Genomic DNA, 22,803 nt, shown 5'->3' on the forward strand with positions numbered 1-22,803 from the left:
TTACTTAGTAACCACCATGATCTTCTGACTCAAGACTTTATTGCCACGCATCAGCGTTACTTTTACAGACAGAGGCAGAGTAACTTCGCCAAGTTTAGGCACTGAGAAGCCCTTACTTGCGGCATCGTACCGAATGCCAGCTGGCAATGGTGCGTCATCAGGCAAAGTCACAACTAGTCTGCTGCCATTAGGTAATAACAATAACTTGTAGCTGCCGACTTGTTTAGACAAGGTCACATTCTCGCCGGACAGGTTAATCAGCTCCTGAATAATTTGATCTGGCACAGGGAACTTAAATGCGCCTGATGGTGGAACCTCAATTGCCTGTAAGTACTTCGGCAAGTCGTCCTTGTCGCGGACATAAATCAAGTCGCCCTTATTGATGAGATAAGTTGGGCGCTCTGGCACAAATTCTGGCGTAGCCTGCTGCTGCACAATTGCCATGTTGTTAATTGCTTGCGGCGGAGCTGTGATATCAGCAACTAAGGGGAATGTCACGCCAGCTATGTAATAGTTAGGGTTACCTAAAATTAAAGCATCTAAGATCGCTTTAACCAAAATTCTATCGGCAGGATTTGAGCTAGCAAACAATCCAGCAAGTACAGAGCCAGACAGGGTAGAAACATCAGATCCCAAGAGACCTGCAATGACAGGACTGCCAGTAATGATGGCAGCCGTAGTGCCATCAAATAACTTATTCTGAGCAAGTAGGCCGCTAATCGTCACAGGTGCTTTAGTAATGTTGGCAGTCGTTGTTACCGGCGCTGTTCCCAATACATAGTTTGCTGCAGCAGCACCAGACAAGGTAACGCCGTTAAATGTCACTGTCGTACCGTTATTAGCATTAGGGCTAGCAAATGATGCACTTGTGAAATTAGCCGTCACAACATCACCCGGGAATAAACCAGTCATCGCCAAGCTACCGGTTGCGTCAGTAGTTGTGTTGTAGACCCTATTATTTGCAGAAGCGCTAATTGCCGGGCCGCCTGCTCCCGAGCCCAATACGTATGGAGTAATCGCCAAATTAGCATTTACAAAGCTTGTTTGGTAGTTTCTAGCGTCTGCGCCAGCCGTTGCCAATGCAGAGAAATAATTACCGACATTCTTGCCTGCCGTTGTATCTGAAATAGTTACCAAATCCCCCGCAACAATACCAGCGGTGGCGGCGTTATTAGCCAATACTCTGACGGTACCGTTATATACATAGGTGGCAGGTGTCGCAATGATTGTGATTGCCCGTGGAGTAACCGTTAGGTCCCCAGTGACCACTGGAGAGATGTTGGTGATGTTATTGCCGGTGATTACAAAGTTGGCTGCAGATAGGCCATAGGTGCCAACGCTTACATTATTTGAACCACTCATAACTGGGTTAGTAGGCGCAAAGTTAAAGCTCAAGCTTGCACCTGCTCCATCAGAATAAGTATAGGTAGTGATACCATTTACCGTGCTGCTCGCTGTGAGGTAAAGATTATTAATCACAGCGCCACTAGAGGTTGCATAAGCTACCGTTGGGTTGGCAAAAGTTGCTGCAGTTGTATAAGGCGTCACCGCCCCACTACTCTGAATCAGAAGCTGACCAGCAGGAACAATAGTGTATGTGCCTGGCGCATACGTTACCTGGTAGTTACCAATTGCTGCTCCAGTTGCATTAGATGCGGTAATGGCATATTGACCAGCCGGTTGGATATTCGATGCAGCCGTTGCCAGAGTTACAGCAGAAATTGTGTCGCTACCTAGCAAGCCAATGGATGCGTAAGTTAATGCCCCTGTTGGCTGAGTGACAAATGAGGCCTGATTAATAGCAGTAATAGTTAACGGCGCTTTAGTAATATTTGCTGTTAATGCAGTCGTTGGGCCTGTCACATAGTAATTACCTGCAGCGGAGCCAGATAAGGTTACGCCTGCCATAGTCGTATAACTTTGGCCGTTGATGACGGTTGTGACTGTAGCTTGAGAAACTGTTAATCCGCTGCCAACGCTTGCCTGACTAAAGCTACCTGTGTATGGACCGGAAGAGCTGACAGTTAAATTCGCTGCATCAGAGCCAAGGGTCCCTGCCAATGTTTGTGTACCGATGGCTGCAATCATTCCTGCAGTTGTCGTGTCGTACACCTTATTCTGAGCATACAAGCCAGAGCTAATCGTCAATGGTGCCGGTGTGATGTTGGCTGCCAAGGGGGCTGTCAAACCAGTAATCACATAGTTACTGTTACTTAAGGTCATTCCACTTAAATCAGCAGCCACTGAAATGCCATTAGCTACATTCGGTGATGCGAAAGTTCCTAGTGCTGTGCCAGTAGCGGTCGAGGTATCGGAACCTAACAAGCCAGTCACAATCGGCGTGCCTGAAATTACATCAGCAGTGGTGGATGTGTACACCTTATTATTTGCAACCAAACCACTGATGCTGACTGGCGCAGGCGTAATGTTGGCAGTGGCAGTAATTGCCCCGCTAGCAATGCTGTAGTTGCTTGCTGATGCACCAGACAAAGTCACACCACTAAATGTCACGGTTTGTGGGCTAGCTGGCAGATTGACGTTGGCACTAGCAAAGGCAGCGCTACTGTAATTAACAGCAACAGAATCTCCCGGGAACAATCCAGCCATCGCCAAACTACCTGTAGCAGCAGTAGTCGTGTCATAGACCTTGCTATTGGCAGCAGTTGTCAAACGAGGGCCGGTGGTAGAGCCAGGTGTAACGACGTAAGGCGTAATGGTGATGTTCTTATTCACCAAGGTGAAGGTGTAATTAGAGGCATCTGCACCACTTACGGCCAAATTCGAGCCATATACACCGACGTTTTTACCGCTAGCTGCGCCAGAAACCGTTACCAAGTCATTTGTCAAAATTGCTGGTGATGCTACTGCTGGACCCTGGGTCTGAACTTGACCGTTGTAAGTCAGTGCAGCAGTGGTTGGCGCAGTAATTGTTACAGCCAACGGAGTAACAGTCAGATTACCGCTGGCGATCGCAGAACCAGAGGTCAATCCAGAGCTGGCAGAAACCAAATTGCTTGCAGCGTAGGCATAGCTACCCACAACAATATTTCCGGAAGTGCTGGTGGTTGTACCGGTTGGGATGAGATTAAAGCTCACTAAAGCGCTAGTCGCATCACGGTATACATAGCTTGTGACATTACCATCTGTAGCTGCACTAACAAATGTTAATGCGCTGATATTGGAGCCGCCAGTGCTATAGGAGGCAACTGGTTGTGCTGGAGTAATGATATTGCCAGATGTGCTGGTGCCGTATGGTGTAGTTGCACCAGCGGTTGTGATCATCAAGGCACCGGGGGCAACAATCGTATACGTCGCAGGAATATAGGTGATCGAATAGTTACCGATGCCGCTGCCAGTAGCCGCGCTAATTGCAATTGGGTAAGCACCAGCCGAGGCATTCACCCCAGTAGTTGATGCAGTTGTGCTAATCGTTGCGCCTGTAACGGTATCGCTACCTAACAGCCCTACTGCAGGGGCTTGGGTTAAGGTCGCTAAAGATTGGCTATAGAAGCTTGATTTATTTACTGCTGTAATTGTCAGCGGCGCTGGAGTGATATTGGCTGGTGCAGTAATTGCAGTTGAGCCAATCGAGTAATTAGCAGCGCTTGCGCCAGACAGCGCAGGCGTATTGAATGTAACGGTAATGCCATTAGCCACATTTGAGCTAGCAAAGGTAGCAGTTGCGTAACTAACCGCTACTGAATCGCCCGGGAATAAATTGACCATCGACAATGCGCCGTTTGCAGTATTAGTAGAGGTATAGACCTTGCTATCTGCTACTGCGGTGATGTTCGGGCCTGTGCCGCTACCGAAATTAATGATGTATGGCGTGATGTTGGCAGTAATTGGGGACGCTGTACCAGTGACATAGTAGTTCGACGCAGCGCTACCTGAGAGCGTTACACCGCTCATAGCGTTATAGGTGCCGCCAGCAATCACTGTCGGGGTGGTATTTGGTGTAACGGTAATGCCGTTAGCCACATTTTTACTTGCAAAGGTAGCGTTGTACGGACCGGATGAGCTTACAGCCACGTTATTTAAGTCCGCCGCCAATACACCCGCTAACGTTTGAGAGGCCGAGCTGATGGTAGCTGCAGTTGTGCCGTCGTACGCCTTATTGTTTGCAGTTAAGCCAGCGTTAATGGTCAAAGGTGCCGGTGTAATGTTAGCCACTAATGTCTGAGGCCCTACTCCCGCCACGTAGTAGTTATTTGCTGCTGCGCCTGTCAAGGTTACGCCGGTCATGGTTGTTACGCCATTCACAACAGAAGTCGCCGGTGTCACTGTCAAACCTGAGCCTACGTTGGACTGGCTAAATGTTGCACCCGTGTATGGGCCGGTAGAACTTACTGATACCACGTCTGTACCCAACACCCCAGCTAAAGATTGCGTACCCGTTACGGCAATCGTAGCGGCATTGGTTGTGTCGTAGACCTTGTTATTAGCAGTCAAGCCAGCGCTAATGGTTAATGGCGCAGGAGTGATATTGGCTGTTGCAGTAGGCACACTTGCAACTGAATAGTTAGCAGCTGCAGCGCCCGATAAGGTAACCCCACTAAAGCTTACTGTTAGGCCGTTAGCCACGTTAGGGCTTGCGAAAGCTGCGCTTGTATAGGCAACCGATACAGAATCACCAGCAAACAAGTTCGTCATCGCCAGTGCGCCAGAGGCAACAGTCGTAGTGTCATAGACCTTATTGTTAGCTGTAGCTGCAATGCTTGGAGCGCCACTACCACCAGAGCCGATGATGAATGGCGTGATAGTGAGGTTAGCATTCACATAGGTAAAGTTGTAGTTACCAGCATCCAATCCGCTTGTCGCTAGATTTGAACCATAAACACCCACGTTTTTACCGCTAGCCGCACCACTCACAGTGACTAGATCATTAGTCAAAATTGCAGGCGATGCTGTTGCTGCCAGTTGAGTTTGTACGGCGCCGTTATAGGCATGAGTAGCTGCAGGGGCCGTAATTGTTACAGCCAATGGCGTAACCGTGAAATTACCCGATGGAATAGCTGAAGTTAAGCCGGTGGAAGATACGAGGTTGGAAGCTGCGTAAGCGTAGCTGCCAACAGTAATATTGCCTGAAGTGCTAGTAGTAACGTTAGATGGGGCTAAGTTAAAAGTCACGTCATTGTTAGACGCATCGCGGAAGGTATAGCTAGTCACTATAAGGGTTGTAGATGAGCTGACATAAGTTAGCGAACTAATTACGCCGCCAAGAGACGATGTGTAGCTAGCTGTTGGCAATGCAGGTGCAAGGATATTTCCCGATGTACCCGTGCCATATGGTGTGGTAACACCAGCAGTGGTAATCACTAAGGCGCCAGGCCCTACGATTGTGTAATTTGCAGGCACATAGTTAATGCTGTAGTTCGATAAACCAGAACCGGTTGCAGCGCTAATCGTAATTGGGTATGCACCAACAGCAGCATTTGCACCTGTAGAAGTTGCAGTAGTCGTAATCGCTGCGCCAGTTACTGCATCACTACCCAAGAGCCCTATTGCTGGCGCTTGGGTTAATGTTGCCAAGCCTTGGCTATAGAAAGAAGACTTATCCACCGCAGTAATGGTCAGCAATGCAGGAGTAATGTTTGCAGTCGCTGTCACTGGAGTGAAGCCAATGCTGTAGTTAGCTGCAGATGCACCCGATAAAGTGACGCCATTAAAAGTAACGGCAGCGCCAGTAGCTACATTCGGGCTTGCAAATGCAGCGCTGGTGTAACTTACTGATACTGAATCCGTACCAAACAGGTTCACCATACTCAAGCTACCGTTAGCTGCAGTAGTCGAGGTGTAAACCTTGTTGTTTGCCACAGCAGCAATATTAGGACCCGAACCACTGCCGAAATTAATGATGTATGGCGTGATATTGGCAGCAATTGGTGCGCTTAAGCCAGCGACATAGTAGTTGCCTTGCGCGCTACCAGATAAGGTTACGCCAGTCATCGCGTTGTAAGTACCGCCAGCAATCGTAGTTGGCGTTGTACTTGCGCTTACTGCTAAGCCTGTACCGACGTTTGATTGGCTAAACGCGCCAGTGTATGGGCCAGATGAACTAATAGCGACATTACCAACATCAGATACCAATACGCCTGCCAAGGTTTGGGTAGCTGAACTAATAGTAGCTGCAGTAGTGCCGTCATAAGCCTTATTGTTAGCAGTTAAGCCAGAGCTAATTGTTAATGGTGCCGGTGTAATGTTCGCTGTTAAGGTTTGCGGCCCTACTCCAGCTACGTAGTAGTTACCTGCTGCAGCACCACCCAAGGTGACACCAGCCATCGTTGTGTAGCTAGCGCCATTGATAACTGATGAAGTAGTTGCTGGAGTAACTGTTAAGCCAGATCCAACATTAGATTGGGTAAACGTAGCGCCAGTGTATGGGCCCGTTGATGACACAGTAACCGCATCTGTACCGAGTACGCCAGCAAGCGTTTGATTACCAGTCACCCCGATAGTTGCAGCATTGGTGGTGTCATAAACCTTATTGTTAGCAGTCAAGCCAGCGCTAATGGTTAATGGCGCTGGTGTAATAGTCAAAGTACCATTTGTAATAGCGCCAACTGTGTAATCACTTGACGTAATGAGAACTAGGTTGCTGTTGTAGGTACCAACATTAGTACCAGTAGCCGTACCAGAGGCTGAAGTTGCAGTGTCAGCACCTTTGAGGCCTGTCACCACAAAACCAGTAGTTTGTGAGGCAGCGTTGTACATCACGGTTGCAGTATTGACCGCAGCAGTAATCACGATTGGCGTAATTTGCAAGCTGCCCTGTACATAAGTTACGGTGTAGTCAGCTGGACTAGACACGGTAGCTACTAATACATCAGGAATAATACCTTGGGCTACGTGAGTAGCACTTGCATACCCAGCAACTGTTGCTGTATCAGATCCTTTAAGGCCGCTGACAGATGCGCCAGTATTGGTTTGTAATGCACCGTTATAAGCGTATTGATTATTGGTACCAGTAACTAACAATGCCGCTGGATTAATAGTCAATGCTCCATTGTTATAGGTAATGCTGTAGTTGCTAGCAGCAGCGCCAGTCGCTACTAACGCGTCTGCTGTCGTACCAGCATGGGTACCAGTTGCATAACCAGCAATAGTTAAGGTATCACTACCCTGCAATCCTGCAATCGTTGCAGCTGCATTAGTTTGTAATGCGCCATTGTAGGTAAGGTTTGTCAATGCACCATTCACTACCAACGGAGCGGTATTAACAGTCAGCGCACCTGGAACAACAGTCACAGCATAGTTTGAGAATCCACTACCTACTGAACCATTGATTGCATATGGTGTTGAGCTCGCATTAATAGCGCCAACTGCTGGGCCGGTATACACAACACCACCTAAGTCTGCAATAGTTTGGCTGTTCATCAAAGCGCCGCTGGTTACAGTCACACCGTTAGCCACTCCGCCAGTGAGGCTTCCCGCTGTAATTTGGGCTGCAGTTACAGCATTGGCGTTATAGGTTTTAGATACATCAGCGACTGTCAGCGTCAATGGTGCCGGAGTAATCGTCAATGTATTGGTAATTGTGGATACGCCGGAGAACGGGCTGCCTGACTGTGTGTAGTTATTAGTATTGCTTACAGCATTGGTATATGAACCCACACTCCAAGTGGTACTAAGACCACTAACCACCGGGGTAACGCCAACACTAGTAATGCTTGGTGTGATCGTGATGGAGTAACTGCCATCAGTCCAAATATTGCCGGAGGAGTTGGTCAAGGTAGTAACTGTTACTGGACCACTACCTGCTGGCGTAGCGTACTGAACCGTTGCGGTTGTTGGTGTGGCCGCTGTGCCATAAGTTGTCGCAGCGGCATTCATCGTAATTACCAGAACACCTGTCGGTGAAATAGTAAATACACCTGGCACATAGCTGATGTTGTAGTTGGTATTACTACTTACTCCAGATGCTGTAATAGCGTATGGACCTACTGCTGTTCCAGGTGCACGAGTTACCGTATAAGTTGGTGCAGTATCGGTACCCTGCAATCCTGCAACTGATGCAGTTAGGGCTGGATCAACCTGACCGTAGAACGAACTCGCATTGTTCGCAGTTACCACTAAAGACGCTTTATTAATTGTGAGCGTTGGGGTATTCGAAGTTACGGTGTAGTTACCAGCATCAGTGCCGCTAGCAGCATAACTAGTGCTATAAGCCCCTGCATTTGTGCCAGTACCGCCAGTTGTAGCTACAACCACGTTATCGCCTGCAATTACACCTACAACGGTTGGTGATGTTAACGATTGTGCTGCACCGTTATAGGTCGTTGTTAAATTGCTGCCAGTAATTGTTAATGGTGCCGGCGTGATGTTGGCGGTAGTCGTCGTGTTAGCACCACCAGATAATTGGTAGTTCGCTGATGAACTGCCACCAAGTACTACCCCACTAATATTGACAGTTTTAGCTGTTCCAACATTCTTGTCTACGAAAGTGCCGGATAAGTTAGAGGTGTTTACTGAAACGGTATCACCAGCAAATACACCGCTGTAGGTAATCGTTCCAATGTTCAAGGTGGCTGCAGTTGTGGCGTTATAAACCTTGTTATTGGCGGTGATACCGCTGATCGTAATAGTTGCTGGAGTAATGGCAATCGATCCATTGGTTACACCAATTGTGTAGTCACTTGGATTGCCAAGGCTAACAGTTAAGGCGTCAACATAAGTACCTACATTTTTACCGGCGCCATAAGAACCAGCAATAGTGGCTGTATCACTAGGTTTTAGTCCAGTAACGGTTGCTACAGTATTGGTTTGAGTAGTCGCGTTATAGACCTGAGTGGTATTAGCGCCAATAACAGAGAGTGCTACTGGAGTAATCGTGATTGAGCCAGACGCATAAGTGAAGGCATAGTTTCCTGCTGCACTACCCGATACCGAGAATACGTCTGGCACTGTACCTTGGGATACGTGGGTCGCAGCAGCGCTTCCGGCAATCGTTACATTGGCGGTATCACCACTCAAAATACCGGTAGTTGTATAGGTGTTGGTTTGCAGCACTCCAGTATATGGATTAACAGTGGTTGCACCAGTAACGGTCGCAGCCAATTGTGAAATTGCCAATGAACCATTCGTCTTGGTAATGGTGTAGTTAGAGAGCTGAGTAGCGCCAGCTGCTGCAACGGATAAGGCATCGTTATAAGTGCCGGCATTTGTACCTGAAGATTTACCAGTGATGGTGACACCATTACCTACTTGAGTATCAATACCAACCAAACCAGTCACTACTGGATTAGCGTTATTTTGCAAGCTACCGTTATAAGCAACATTGCTTGTAACGCCTGCAACAGTTAATGGCGCTGGGGTAATCGTGAGTGAGCCTTGTGCTGAAACACTAATGTTGTAGTTACTAAGTGACCCGCCGTTCGTTACGCCTGTAACGGTTGGATTGCTTCCTGAGGTAGTAATCGTATTAGCATAAGTTCCAACATTTAATCCAGATGCCAGGCCATTAGTGCTAAATACTAGGGCTTGGCTATTCTGCATACCAGTTACGGTAAATCCAGTAGATGGATTGAATGTTTGAGCTGCCCCGTTGTACATCACGGTCTGACCGGATGCGGAAACGTCCGCTGGTGTAATCACTATATTAGCAGGGGTAACGGTGAGATTTCCTGGGCTGTAAGTGATGGCATAGTTAGTTGCGCCAAAGCCGCCAGTACCTGTTGCACTGCTTGCAACGATTCCACCGGTATAAGTAAGCGCATTAGTAGTGCCAGGAACAGTTGCGGAGCTGTTGTACTGCAATGTCACCCCAGAAATTGTGTCGCCATTCGGCAAGCTTGACAGGCTGCTGGTGTAAGCCGTTGTTCCTAATGCTAGCGCTGTTCCATATACAGTGCTTTGGGAATTGGCAGTAAGGGATACAGCCAATTTATTAACCACCAAGTTGGCTGGCGTATAGGTAATGTTGTAGTTGGTAGAGTTAAATCCGCCGGTACCAGTCGCTGCGCTTGTAGTAATCGCAGCGTTATAAGTAGCTGCCCCAGTGGAACCGGGTACGGTTGTGGAATTCGTAGTGCCATTGTAGTAATTGACGGCAACGCTTGTTAATGTGTCGCTTGCACCCAAACCAGAGCCGCCTATTGTGTAGCCTGTTGTTAGATTTTGTGAAACTGTAACCGGCGTGCCATATGTGGTGGTGATACCAACGGCAGCAATCGTAATTGGCCGAGGTTGAACTGTCATTAGCGCAGAAACATAGTTCAGCGCGTAAGGAACAGTGCCGGTAATCACTGCTGCAGATGGGGTGATTTGGTAACTACTACCTACTGGCGCTGTTGCTATTCCACCCAAGCTAGTTAAAGACAGTCCATTTAATGTGTCGCCAACTGGCAAGCCGCTGATGGAATAGCTTGTTCCGCCAATAGTTACCACTCCCAAGCCATTACTGTTATAAGTTACGCCGTTAGTAGTTGTACTATTACCGTAAATTTTGGTGTCAGCAAGTGCGGTGATGGTGACGATTGCATTTGCAGAAGATGTAAGGGTTCCGCCCACATAAGTAATTGCATAATTCGCAGCACCACGTGATCCAGAAACCGGGGCAAATACCGCAGCGCTTGGTGTGATGCTATTGACGTTTGGAGGAGCATAAACTCCAGACGCCAAGGTTGTCGGAACCGTGGTTAAACCATTGGATGTTAAGGTTGAACTCGTAATGGAATCCCCTAAAGTTACTCCATCAACTGTAGTTATGAGACCGGTGCTAGTGAAAGCGGTGGTTCCCAAAGGCAAGGCTGTTCCTGCCTGCACAGCCTGATTCGATGCGGTAATAGTCAGAGGTGCAGGTGTAATAACCAGTCCAACATTGCCAAAACTTGAGCTATTGATAGTCACGCCAGAACTTACGCTAATGCCGTGTGTGCTTGTGATGTTGTAGGTGTATCTTGTGCTATTGGTATTAACCTGCTCACCCGCAAGCGTGCCATAACTTGCGCGTGGAGTTGGGGGCAAAGCCTGCAAAGAGTTAACAAAGGCGCCCAATGGAACGACAAAGTTCACGCTATTAACAGTGATCAACGCACATCCAGCTGTACTTGCACAGGTAATCGCCGAAGAACCTGTTCCTACTACCGTACCATTAGAAACCCAACCTGAGTTATTGGCTGTTTTGTCATACAGTGCCTGCAACTGATAATCTAGACTTCCAACTGTATTGATATTGCCAGCACTAGCCAATGGATCATTGGTTCCATAAACCTTAGTCACGTTGCCTGATAACGTGGCTGTGTAACTTGGTGAAATACGGAACTGAATTACTGGGCCAGTATTTGTAGAAGTAATTGCACCAGTATTCCAGCTAGTACCGCCTGTACCACCTGCTACGTTTGCAGTATTAATGCCGCCTAATGTAAAGATAGGCAATGATGTAGCTGCAACGTTACCAGCGGCATAAGCCTGGCTAAACAATGTATTGCTGAGTGTGAAATCACCCAAGCTAGGAGAAAGCAATCCTAAGGAGGCTTCTGTGGAAGTTGTTCCGGCGGTAACTCCAGGCGAACCGGCATACAAGTAGACATTACCGTTAGCCGATGTAATTGAATTACCGCTGATAGCCGTAATTTGTCCGCAATCAGTTGCCGAGCAAGCAGAGTTTACTGTGCCAACAGCTAAATACGCGCCTGCCTCAATTACTACTGGGCCGGTACCTGCATTAACAATTTTTGGCGGGGTTACGTTACCGTTATTGGTAGTAGCAATAAATACGCCTTCATTTGAGTTTTGCGTAAAGATCGTACCCGCTACCGTAACAATATCAGCAGTAGTGCCAATAGCACTCACTTCAATAGCGCCTGCAGTAGATGCATTTGTAATTGATACCGCATCACTATAGCGGCCATTATAGGCAATGATGTTGGTGTTACCGCCATTTGAATTATTGGTGATCGTTACCGCACCTGAAATCCCAATGGCATTACCCTTCACCGTACTTGTGGGTAAGGCATTTGTGGTGACTACAAACTGAGGTGTGATGCCAACGATATTAATGGCGTCTTGTCCAGCTGCAAATGTGCCTGTAGTGACAAAAGTAAGAGGAGCTACACCATAAATCGATACAGCATCAAATAGCTGATTAGCGGATGAAGTGGACGCCCCCACTACTCCACGCAAATAAATACCGAAATTCGCATTTAAGCTACCGCAGGCTGCTGTAGTTGCACAAGTAATTGCCAAGCCATTTGATGCGGTGGTTCCATACTGCCAAGCATTTGTAGCATTAATTCCGCCCTGTACACCTGCTAAATAGGTATTGTCAAAGGTGATTGAACCAGGAACTACCAATGCGCTATTAATAATGATTGGCGCACCACTAGCAATATTACTGTAATTAATGTGACTTGTAGATGTGCCCAAGAAAGTTACGGCACCGGCATTGATAGTAGAGAGCTTATTGCCGTTAGTAGTATCAAAACTAATGACTGAGTCAGTACCACTCGTATTTTGGACAATAGAAATATTGCCGCCTTGAGATATCTGATTATTAGATCTGAAGATAATGCTGCCACCATTAGCATTCTGGGTAATATTTCCAGTCTGGGTGATGCCGATATTACCGCCAGTTGAACCTGTGCCATCATTAGCGACAACAGAAATGTCTCTACCAACACAAGAAGATGCCGTACAACTATTGGTAGTCAATACACCTATGCTAGAAGTCGTAGCTGCGGTACCGGTATCTGTTGCGCTAATAGAGATTGCATTACCAGTGATTGAACCTAAAGCACTAACAGCAACGCCAGTTGCCGTTCTGCCGGTAATAGTAACAATGCCATTGCTTGCATTAATAGTGCCAGCAGCTGTAGTGCTTACAGCCATCCCTGTAAGGGTTGTAGTACTTGTAATGCTAATCGGGCCCGCAGAACTTGTTATTGCTGCTGAACTCGAAACTCCAGCTAATCCAATACTGTTATTGGTGATTCTCACGCCTGTTGCACCAGCTATGGCCGCTGATATATTGATACCTAATGCAGACTGAGTGCTGGTATTAGTCAAAATTACACTGCCATTAGATGATGTCAAGGCAGAAGTTACGTATATTGCTCCCGCCCCACTATTTATTGAAGTGGAGCTATTAATTGTTTCAATACTAAGATTTCCATAAGCGGTAATAGTATTGTTCGTTGAATAGCTATCAATTACGTAAGCATATGTAGCAGCTCCCGATGAGCTGACTATGATTGAAAGTGCCCCACCGGACTTGATGACGGAAGAATGTTGCGTAACCCCACCATAGATCCACGCAGCACCACCCATAGGCGTACCAGTGTAGTTGTATTGCGAGCTCGTTGACCCCACTAAAAATATGTTACCCACTCCAGCAGTCAATCCGCCAGTTGTATCCAAAGTAGAAGTAAGTTGATTTGTTGCAGCCGTATTTTGACCAATAGACACTGCTCCTGACGCAATTGCACCCGGAGTGATGGTAGTGCCAGAAATAGTGCCACCTGTTCCATCTAACAATATGTAACCACCTTTAGTGGTGATATTACCCACAGTGATGATGTTGGGTCCTATCTGTTGAGCAGGCGTTGTGCCGTTACTATTATGGAAAGACTGAGCGATGACGTTTAAAGGGCCAGTAGTACCGGCAACCCCCGCGTTTAAAATCGTTCCAAGGTAGACAGCTCCCTCGGCAGTTGCTTTTAATAACTGCGATGAGGTCGTTCCATTGGTGGTAATGGAACCGAATTGAACATAGGCGTTATATGTGTTTTCTAGAACTGGGTTTCCAAGCGTTGTGTCAAAGACCAAGTTTTGCACATTGCCGGTTGTATTGGCTGCAATAGTTATGGATCCTGATTTGGCAATTGTTCCATTAGATTGGAAAAGCAAATCTCCGCCATTCGATTGAATTGCAATTGCGCCAGTAGAAGCAATTCCTGGGGCACCTATGTTTGCAGTGTTATGCAAACCCGTAACTGTGATTGCATTGACCCCAGCCGTTGGAAATGATGCAGCACTAGTAACAGTAAGTGTTTGTGCAGCCAATGCTACAGCTGCTAATGTGGCGCTATTGTTAATGCCTGTGAGACTAATGTAAGCACCAGAGCTAAGTGCGCCACTAACAGTAACCCCTGAGGATGTTGTAAGGCTGGCAGCTGTTGTTGCTGGGGTTAGCGGTGTTCCACACGAAGAACATGTGTTATCAACTGAAATATAACCAGGAACTGTTGTTGCGCCAATTGCTAATGCAGAGCCGCTTGATTTTTCTATGTAATTAATTGCAGAGCTGCTAGTTCCAGCGCCAATGGTTAAGGCACCAGTTGAAATCGTAGATAGTTTATTTCCGCTGGTAGTGTTGTAAGTAATATAGCTAGCGGTACCGCTGGTATTGGGAGCTACCGTTACTGCACCACTTTGACTAATCGCATTGTTAGAGGTGAAAGTGATATTGCCGCCATTGGCATTTTGGGTTATTGCGCCTGTTTGGGTAATGCCAGTGTTTCCACCCGCTGCAGTGTCATTTCCAGTCACTGAAATATCTGTACCGCCCGCGTTAATCGTCATTGCACCTAAAGAAACTACTGTGGCAGCAGTGGTACCCGTTCCCGTTACAGAAATAGAATTAGCTGTGATTGCGCCAGTCTGAGAGAGCACAGTTCCAGTTAGGCCACTAGCAACAATGGTTACAGCATTCGAGGCAACAATCGCTTTAGTGTGTATGAATGCTGTGCCACTAGCATTAGTTGCCTGCATGTATATGGAAACGTTACCTGCACTCGCACCAGTCCCTGTTGCAGTCAATACCCCAAATGCATCGTTGTACATCACGTAGCCAGCACTAATTGGTTGCGCTACAGTGCCAATATTAATATTGCTGCTGTAGGCATTCATGGTTACAACATTGTTACCAGAAGAAGTGCTATAGATTGCTGAATTAGCGCTTGCACCAGGGCCAATGAGACCGCCCAAAATAGTGATGCCGCCACCAGCAATGCTCGAAGTGCCTGAATTAAAAGTTATGACTCCATTCGCTTGCAGGATGCAGGATGAATTGGCTGGATCATATGAGAGTAGATTGAGGTTAATTGCACCGGGCCCATTGAGCGTATTTTGGCCCGCGGAAATCGTCCCCGCGCTCAAATTTAGGGTTCCGCCACTATTAGAACTACCGTACCAAACACCATTGATTGTGATGTTGCCGCCAGCAGTAAGGTTGCTAGCTAAAATTGCCCCGGCACCATTTTGAGTAACAGTAGTAGTTCCTACCGTACCGTTTGTAAGGTAACCACTTGTAGGGGTGCATGCTGAACCGCTACAGCCAAAAGTATTGTCAATAGTGATAGATCCAGATACCGACAAAGTTCCAACAGTTAGTACTGAACCACTTGCCTTTTGAATATAATTGACTGGACTTAGAGCACCTGTGGATGCATAGGTAAGTGAGCCGGTCGTAATTTGACTATTTAAATTGCCTGATGTGGTGTCGTAGGTAATTGTTTGCGCATGGTTGGTCCTATTGGCAGTAGCAAAGCTGACCGCAGATGTTGCTGTAATGTCACCATTGGTCTTAAATGTGACATCACCGCCATTGGAGTTATTAGTGATGGCACCTGTAGTAACGTTGATGCCGCCGGTAGTTCCGTTGGTACCAACAGTAGTGGTGATATTTAATGCATCCCCTACTGATGCATAAGTTCCAGCCACGTTCGTAATCGTAACTCCACCGGTAACAGACGCACCCAATCCACCTGCAGTACTATTAGCTCCAGTGATAGTCACTTTTGGCGCTGTAATTAGACCAGCCAGCGATTCAGCGTAAACACCAGAGCCAGTAGATGTGCTGGTAATAGAAATCGTGCCGGCTGTTGTAGTAAGAGTTCCAGCAGCATTACTCTGTACGCCTATGGCACCAACGTTGGTATTGTTGATAGTGATGCCAGTGGCCGCAGAAATAGCTGCATCAATTGTGATTCCACTTCCATTGCCGGTACTGGTGTTGCTTATATTTACACTATCGGTATAAGAAGTTAAAGTTGTACCAGCACTGAGATAGATAACCTGGCCAACTATTCCAGTTGAGGAGCTATTGGCGGTAATAGTGATATTGCCAGCCGCATTAATTGGTCCAGCCCCGTAACCGCAAATTTGATAACCGTACAAAGTGGTACCTGCAGATTTTACTTGAATATTAACGAAGCCGCCAATATTTAAGGTGACGTTAGTACTCTCATAGGCACTCAAGCCTCCTCCGGATACGGCAGCGTAACCGGCACCAATAAAGTTGCCACCTGTTGAAGTAGCGCTTACTACTCCAGCATTTGTGGTGGTGTTGATGCTTGCTTGGGGATAAATGTTTTGTAGATAGCCAACATTGACTGTGCCCATTGTGATGGTTTGATTAACTAAATCAATAGTACCGCCCGTACCGTCCATGATGACATATCCACCCCTCGTCGTTATGGGGGCAGTATTTAAAACGGTACCTCCATAGCCAGAACTGGTAGTGTTAGTCTTCCAATAAGATTGCATGACCACATTTATTGGGCCGCTGCTTGCTGTGATTGCACCACTAACGATTGATTGACCGCCAGCAAGGAATTGCAAATTAACCGTACCTGCGCCTGAAGAAGTAATTCCGCCTGAAGAGGTAATGCTTGACCCTTGAGTTAAATGGTTATCCAAAATCAAGGTGCCTGTGATGCCTGTAGCTGGCGCAAACGCCCAAGCGCCAGTCTGAGTAATTGCGCCTGTTGCTACTACCGTAACGTTAACTGGCGCGCTGATTGAGGCGCCCTGAGAAGTAATGGCTCCAATCGTTATTGCGCTACCACCATTACCGCTTGTAGTGTCATATTTAACGTTTTGTGCATGGGTTGTGGTGTTGGCAACTAAAGTAAGGCCGCCCGTTTGAGTAATATAGCCATTTGATTGAAACAGCACATCACCGCCAGCGGACTGAACTGCAAGTGCACCTGTTGACGAAATACCAAGCGAGCCAACAGTAGATGTCGTTGATGAATTTTTATACCCAATCACGCTGATCGCATTAACGCCAGCTGTTGGGAAAGATGCAGCATTAGTTACCGTTAATGTGTTTGCGCCCAGTGCAACAGCTGCATTTGTGGTGCTGGTATTAATGCCGGCGATGCTAATGTAATTTGCAGCGCTTAATGCCCCGCTAACAGTAACACCTACGCCAGTTGTTAAGCTAGCGGCAGCGGTTGCTGGGGTTAATGGAGTTCCGCATGCTGAGCATGCATTATCAATCAAAATATAGCCAGGCATGGATGTAGCGCCAACGGTTAACGCTGAACCATTTGAATTCTCAATAAAGTTGATGGCTGAAGTATTTGTACCGGCACCAATGGTTATTGCACCAGTTGAAATCTTAGAAAGCTGATTTCCGCTAGTAGTGTTGTAAGTAATGTTGGCTTGAGTGCTTGCTGCTGTATTTGCTACCAAGCTAATTGCCCCACTCTGGGCAATTAAGTTATTCGAAGTAAAGGTGATGTTTCCGGAAATAACATTACTTGTCACTGCACCAGTTTGAGTAATGCCGGTAGACCCCCCTGCGGCAGTGTTATTGCCAGTGACGACAATATTTCCTGATGCAGAGTTTGTAAATATTGGTGATCCACTAAACCCAATATTAGCAATACCATAACCAGCAGTAGCCAAAGAAGTTGATTGCGTGGTCGCTGCCGTTCCGCCGGTCCATAAAGTATTGATATTGGTACCGCTACCTGTTGTTAATGCAGTAGTGTTTGTTTTAGCAGCAATCTCAGTAGCAATGAGTTGCCCATTGATGAGCTGCAAATTCAGCTGAACCATTCTTGTCAGCGGAGTAGCTGCTGCACCCCACCCTAACAAATAATTTGCATTAGTAGCTGTATTACCTGCCATGGCGTATACAACGGAAGCAGTCTGAATATTGTTAGTAAGACCAGCATTGATACCGGCAATAGAGCCAGAAGTTAATGTAGGCAATGCGTTAATTGAGCCAATATAGGTACCGCTTGTGTTGGATATGAATGTAGGTGCCACAGTTGTGCCAGCAGCATACAAGCCATTTACCGTCATTGCTCCAAGACTTGTAATAGTTGTTGCAGTAGTTGCAGTGCCATTAACGGTAATACCCAATCCAGTAATAGCGCCCGTAGCAGTAATGGTTGTGCCAGTTGTTGAGGTTGCGGTCAGGCTTACAGTGCCTGATGTTGCCGTAATTGGGCTGGTGTAAGCAATACCTGCCCCAGTTGATGTAACTGAATTTAGAGTGATATTGCCAACAGATGCATTTAAGCTACTTGCAGAGGCAGTGTCTTTGATGCCAATACCGGCTGTACCCGCAATTGCATTTAGCGTAATAGCATTTGTTCCAGCATAAGCGCCTGAAGTTAAAGCTCCGCCAATAGTAAGCGCTGTTCCCGTAGTTGCATTTGCCGCTAGAGTTGTCCCATTATTGGTGTTATCGACCAGAATATACCCAGGCACCGTAATTGCCGATGTCGTAATGGGTGCGCCATTCGTAATCTCAATATGATTAATTGCGGTTGTGGAAGCGGCGCCTGTTAAAGTGAGCTGACCCGATGTAATGAGTGAAAGGTTGTTACCGGATGTTGTGTCATAGGTAACAGATGATCCAGTTCCAGTGGTATTACCTGCCAAGGTAATAGCGCCAGTCTGATAAATTTTGTTATTGGATATGAAAGTGATACTTCCACCATTACTGCCATCAGTAATGTTCCCTGTTTGATAGATCCCTGTTACCCCACCAGCAGCAGCAGCAGCAGCTTGAGTTCCAGACACATAGATGCTTCCACTTCCACCAGAAATTGTCATTGCACCCAATTCGACTGCATTTCCCGTTCCCGCAGTAGTGCCTGTAACGCTAATACCGCCATTGGTGGAGGTAATTAATCCATAGTATGTAACTGCGGTAGATGTACCGGCTGTCCCGCTTGTGTTTTGTGCATTAATAAGTACATCGGCGCCAGCGGTAATCGTGCCTGTATTAGTGAGCGAAGAACCGGTGCCATTACTTTTGACATAAATGTTGACGTTACCACCACTACCTGCCACAGTCGTCGCGTTGATATTGTGCAAGTTGTAGACGCCATTATTCACTCCAACAATGCCACTTACGGCACCAACAATAGGACTTCCTGATGTTCCTAAGTTCACATTTGCGCCATACGCAAAGATGTCTAGCGAACCTTGACCAGCAGTAATCGTGCCTGTCGATATAGCCTGAAGATTAATATCGCCGCCCACGATCGAAGAAGTGCCCGAGGTAAGAGTAATATTAGCGGCTGCAACATCTAATGCAGGAGGAGCGCCGCCTGCGTACCCCGCATAGAGACCGATACTAATACCGTAACCACTAGACTGCTGTGACGAGAGGATGCTTCCGGTAGTCAAGAATGCAGTTGACCGGCTAGTTGCGTTGATGGTGACAGCCCCACCCGCATTGATTAAATTAGTTTTAACGCCAGGAGTAGAAGCAGTAACAGTAGCGCTCGTAACATTAGCGGCGGTTAGCAAATATCCACTTGCTGGAGTGCAGCCTGAACCAGAGCAACCATAGGTATTGTCTAATACTACGGATCCCTTAACGTTAATAGTACTGAGTTGAGCGATAGCGCCACCAGAGGAGAGGACATTCAGGTTGATGCCTGCACCAGCCACCGTTGAAGCGTCCGTAATGGTATTGACTGTAATTCCTTGAATTGCTGCACTCGTTGTACTAAAGGTAACGTCCAAAATTCCGCCGGGCGATGACAATGACATATTCGGTACGGAAGAAATCGCTGTAGAGCTTACATAAACCGCATTGTTACCAGCTGTTAGAACTGTCTGAAATGCTGCCTGAGTTAATGCTGATGGCTGCACATTGCTGCTTGGATCAAGCAACCAAGTTCCCGCTTTGCCGTTAGGCGCTCTGGTATTAACGCTAAATCCAGTCACCACAACATCGTTTGCACCTGAGGTTTCGACTAAGCCACCATTACCACCGAGTGCGCCACCTCGTGCATTGAATGTGCCATAAGCATTAAGCACTTCACCCCAGTTCAGGACATTTCCGCCATTTCCGTTTTGGATAGCGTTTGCACTGAGGGTGCTGTTTTGATCGATATTAGTTACTTGAGATGTCGGCAGCGTGAGGATGCTGCTCAAGTTTGGTAGGAGTGCACTTTGTGCTGCACTGCCTGGGAGAGGACTTGTTTGGAAGTCACGGCCGGTGGTGATATTTCCGCCGCCAAGTTGTCCATTTGCTTCTAGTGTTGCACCAGTTAGTGTGGTGCTAATGAAGCCTGACTGGGCAATCGTGCCACCTAAACCTGCCCCACCATTGGTTTGGATATACCCAGTATTTTGATAGGTGCCCGTAGGCGAGCTTAATAGAATTAATCCACCATTACCGCCATTAGCATGAATTTGCGCTGCGGTATCAAGCGAGTTATTGCCGACAAGAATAATTTGTCCGCCAGTGGTAATGCTATTTTGGGAATTGGTATTGTTTACTGCTGAAGCTGATATTCCAGAATTGGAATCAAGAGATGTTGCTTGGGATATTACGTTAAATGCTACTGCTACTGAATTTGAGTTATTTTGCGCTGGCGAACCAGTAGAGAAATAAATTGCAAATGGATTTTGAATGACCGGTGGCGCTAATGTAGAACCACTGCCAATATTATTGGCTAATCCAATCTGAATTAATCCGCCACCAATTAATCCATCTGCACTAATTAATGCATTATTCATTACTGTGGAGTTTTGACCAGCAATAATAATTTGCCCGCCAATACCATTTAATCCAACTGCGTCAATAATTCCATTATTAATAACATTTCCATTTTTAGAAACGATATTAATATTGCCGCCATTAATACCATTGGCAATTAATGAGGTATTTGAATTATTTTGGATATTTTGATTGCCAATATTAATATCGCCTGTGGCAATGATCGTAATATTATTTCCATTACTGGTGTAAACATTGCTATCCGCATTAATACCGGAATTTACTCCGTTACGGCGGCGAGTATTTCCTGCAGTGCCAGAAGCATTCGAAGAGCCCGCTCCCGAACCTGTAGATCCAGAGGTATTAATAGAGCCGAGGATATTAATCGTCGCGCCAGCTAAGAAGACATTTCCAGAGCTGCCGCCAAGGGTGTTGATAGAGCTGCCCTGGTTTACGTTGATGACGTCAGCCATTGCATTGAGTGCGCCTACCTGAATGTTGCTATTGATCTCAATCAGACCGCCGTTGGCAATCAGATTCAGCGAGGTATTGGGATTAGTTGCCAGAATGTTGGCCCCAGTGACAAACCGAATCAAAGCAGTTTGGCTTTGAGTGCAAGTTCCCAAGCCTGAACATGCGCTACCCGTCGCATCAAGCGTCACACTAGTAGTATTCAAGGCATTAGAAATTAAGCTTGCGGCATTGCTATCAACAATGATGCTGGTGGGATCGACTATCCATAAACCCGTTTTGCCCTTAGGCGCACTGGTATCAACGCTTAAACGTTGCCCTAATTGCACTTGGCCTTTAGAGCTGGTTTCTATTGCACCGCCATTACCACCTTGCGCCCCACCCTTTGCGAAGAGGTTTCCAGCAATTAAGGTCTTGATTTGAGACCAAATATTGATGGTTCCACCGTTACCGTTTTGGGTAGCAGATGCATCTACAGTTGCGTTAGTTTGTACGGAAACTGTGTTTGCTAAGGAATTGTTTTGTATAGCGTCTTGAACTGATTGATTGTTTGCGCTGTTTACGCCAACATTAATAGTTCCGCCGGCTGTTGCACCAGTGGCAGTGGTTTTTGAACCGCTTGCTAAAGTAATGTTATTACCTTTAAGGCTAATATTGCCACCCGTTGCTTGTGCAGAATTGGCTTCAATCACACCACTTTGCTCGATTGTGTCGGCAGTTAATGAGATTTTTCCACCAGAAGTATTAATATCGGATGCAGAAATAGTGCCGGTATTTTTAATGAGTGAGCCCATTAAATTCTGTGCAGCATTTGCGCCAATAATTACTTGACCACTACCTGCATTAATTAATAATTTATTTGAAATTAATGCATTTACTACTGAAGCATCAACTGAAACGCTGACAAATTGACTGCCAGAAAATTTCAAAGTCACTTTTTGACCGGCAACTAATGCAATCGCATTATTACCACTCATTGTTGCAGTAATAACGCCAGTATTAACTACTTGTGGCGCCATTAATGCAATATAACTATTAATATTATTGCCAGTAATATGGCCTTTATTGATAATTTTGCCAGTAGTGCCACCCTCATAAACCTGAGTGTCCTTACCAGACATAAATTCTGTTGCAGAGATGTTCATGGTGGTTGCCACCATGCCACCCACATTCACTTCAGCGCCCTTACCGAACACCACGCCATTGTTATTTACAAAAATCACCTGACCATTGGCGTTGACTGCGCCATTGATCATCGATTTTGAAGCACTATTGACGTAATTGAGGGTTGATGCAGAGGAATTGGGTTGATTAAAGTTCACAGTTGCCTTTGAACCTACATCAAAACTATTCCAATTAATCACAGCACGTTGACTGGATTGATTGATATTCATAGTGTTACCCGCCTGGGAGATGGCTGCTGTACCAGCAACAACTTTCCCGCCTGTTGGCAACGCATTAGCGGCGGGAGGGGCAGCTAGCGCCTGTCCAGCCAGACCAGCAATAGCTAAAGCCGCTAATAACTTAGCGGCTTTGAACTGTGATTCACAGCTCTTTCTATGCGATGGTTGCGTAATTTTAGGTATCAAACTTGGTATTTCACTTAAGTGCTAGAGAATTTAACGAAATTTCTC

1 protein-coding gene is annotated in these 22,803 nt (G+C 46.5%); it reads right to left on the reverse strand.

Annotated features, from left to right (window positions below):
- Complete coding sequence (locus VC188_RS09605) at nucleotides 1-22,758, reverse strand: YDG domain-containing protein (protein ID WP_323483791.1); 22,758 nt, start codon at nucleotides 22,756-22,758, stop codon at nucleotides 1-3.
- Between the last annotated feature and the right edge of the window lie 45 nt (nucleotides 22,759-22,803).

This window comes from Polynucleobacter sp. MG-28-Ekke-A2 (genome assembly GCF_035012985.1).
Taxonomy (GTDB): Bacteria; Pseudomonadota; Gammaproteobacteria; order Burkholderiales; family Burkholderiaceae; genus Polynucleobacter.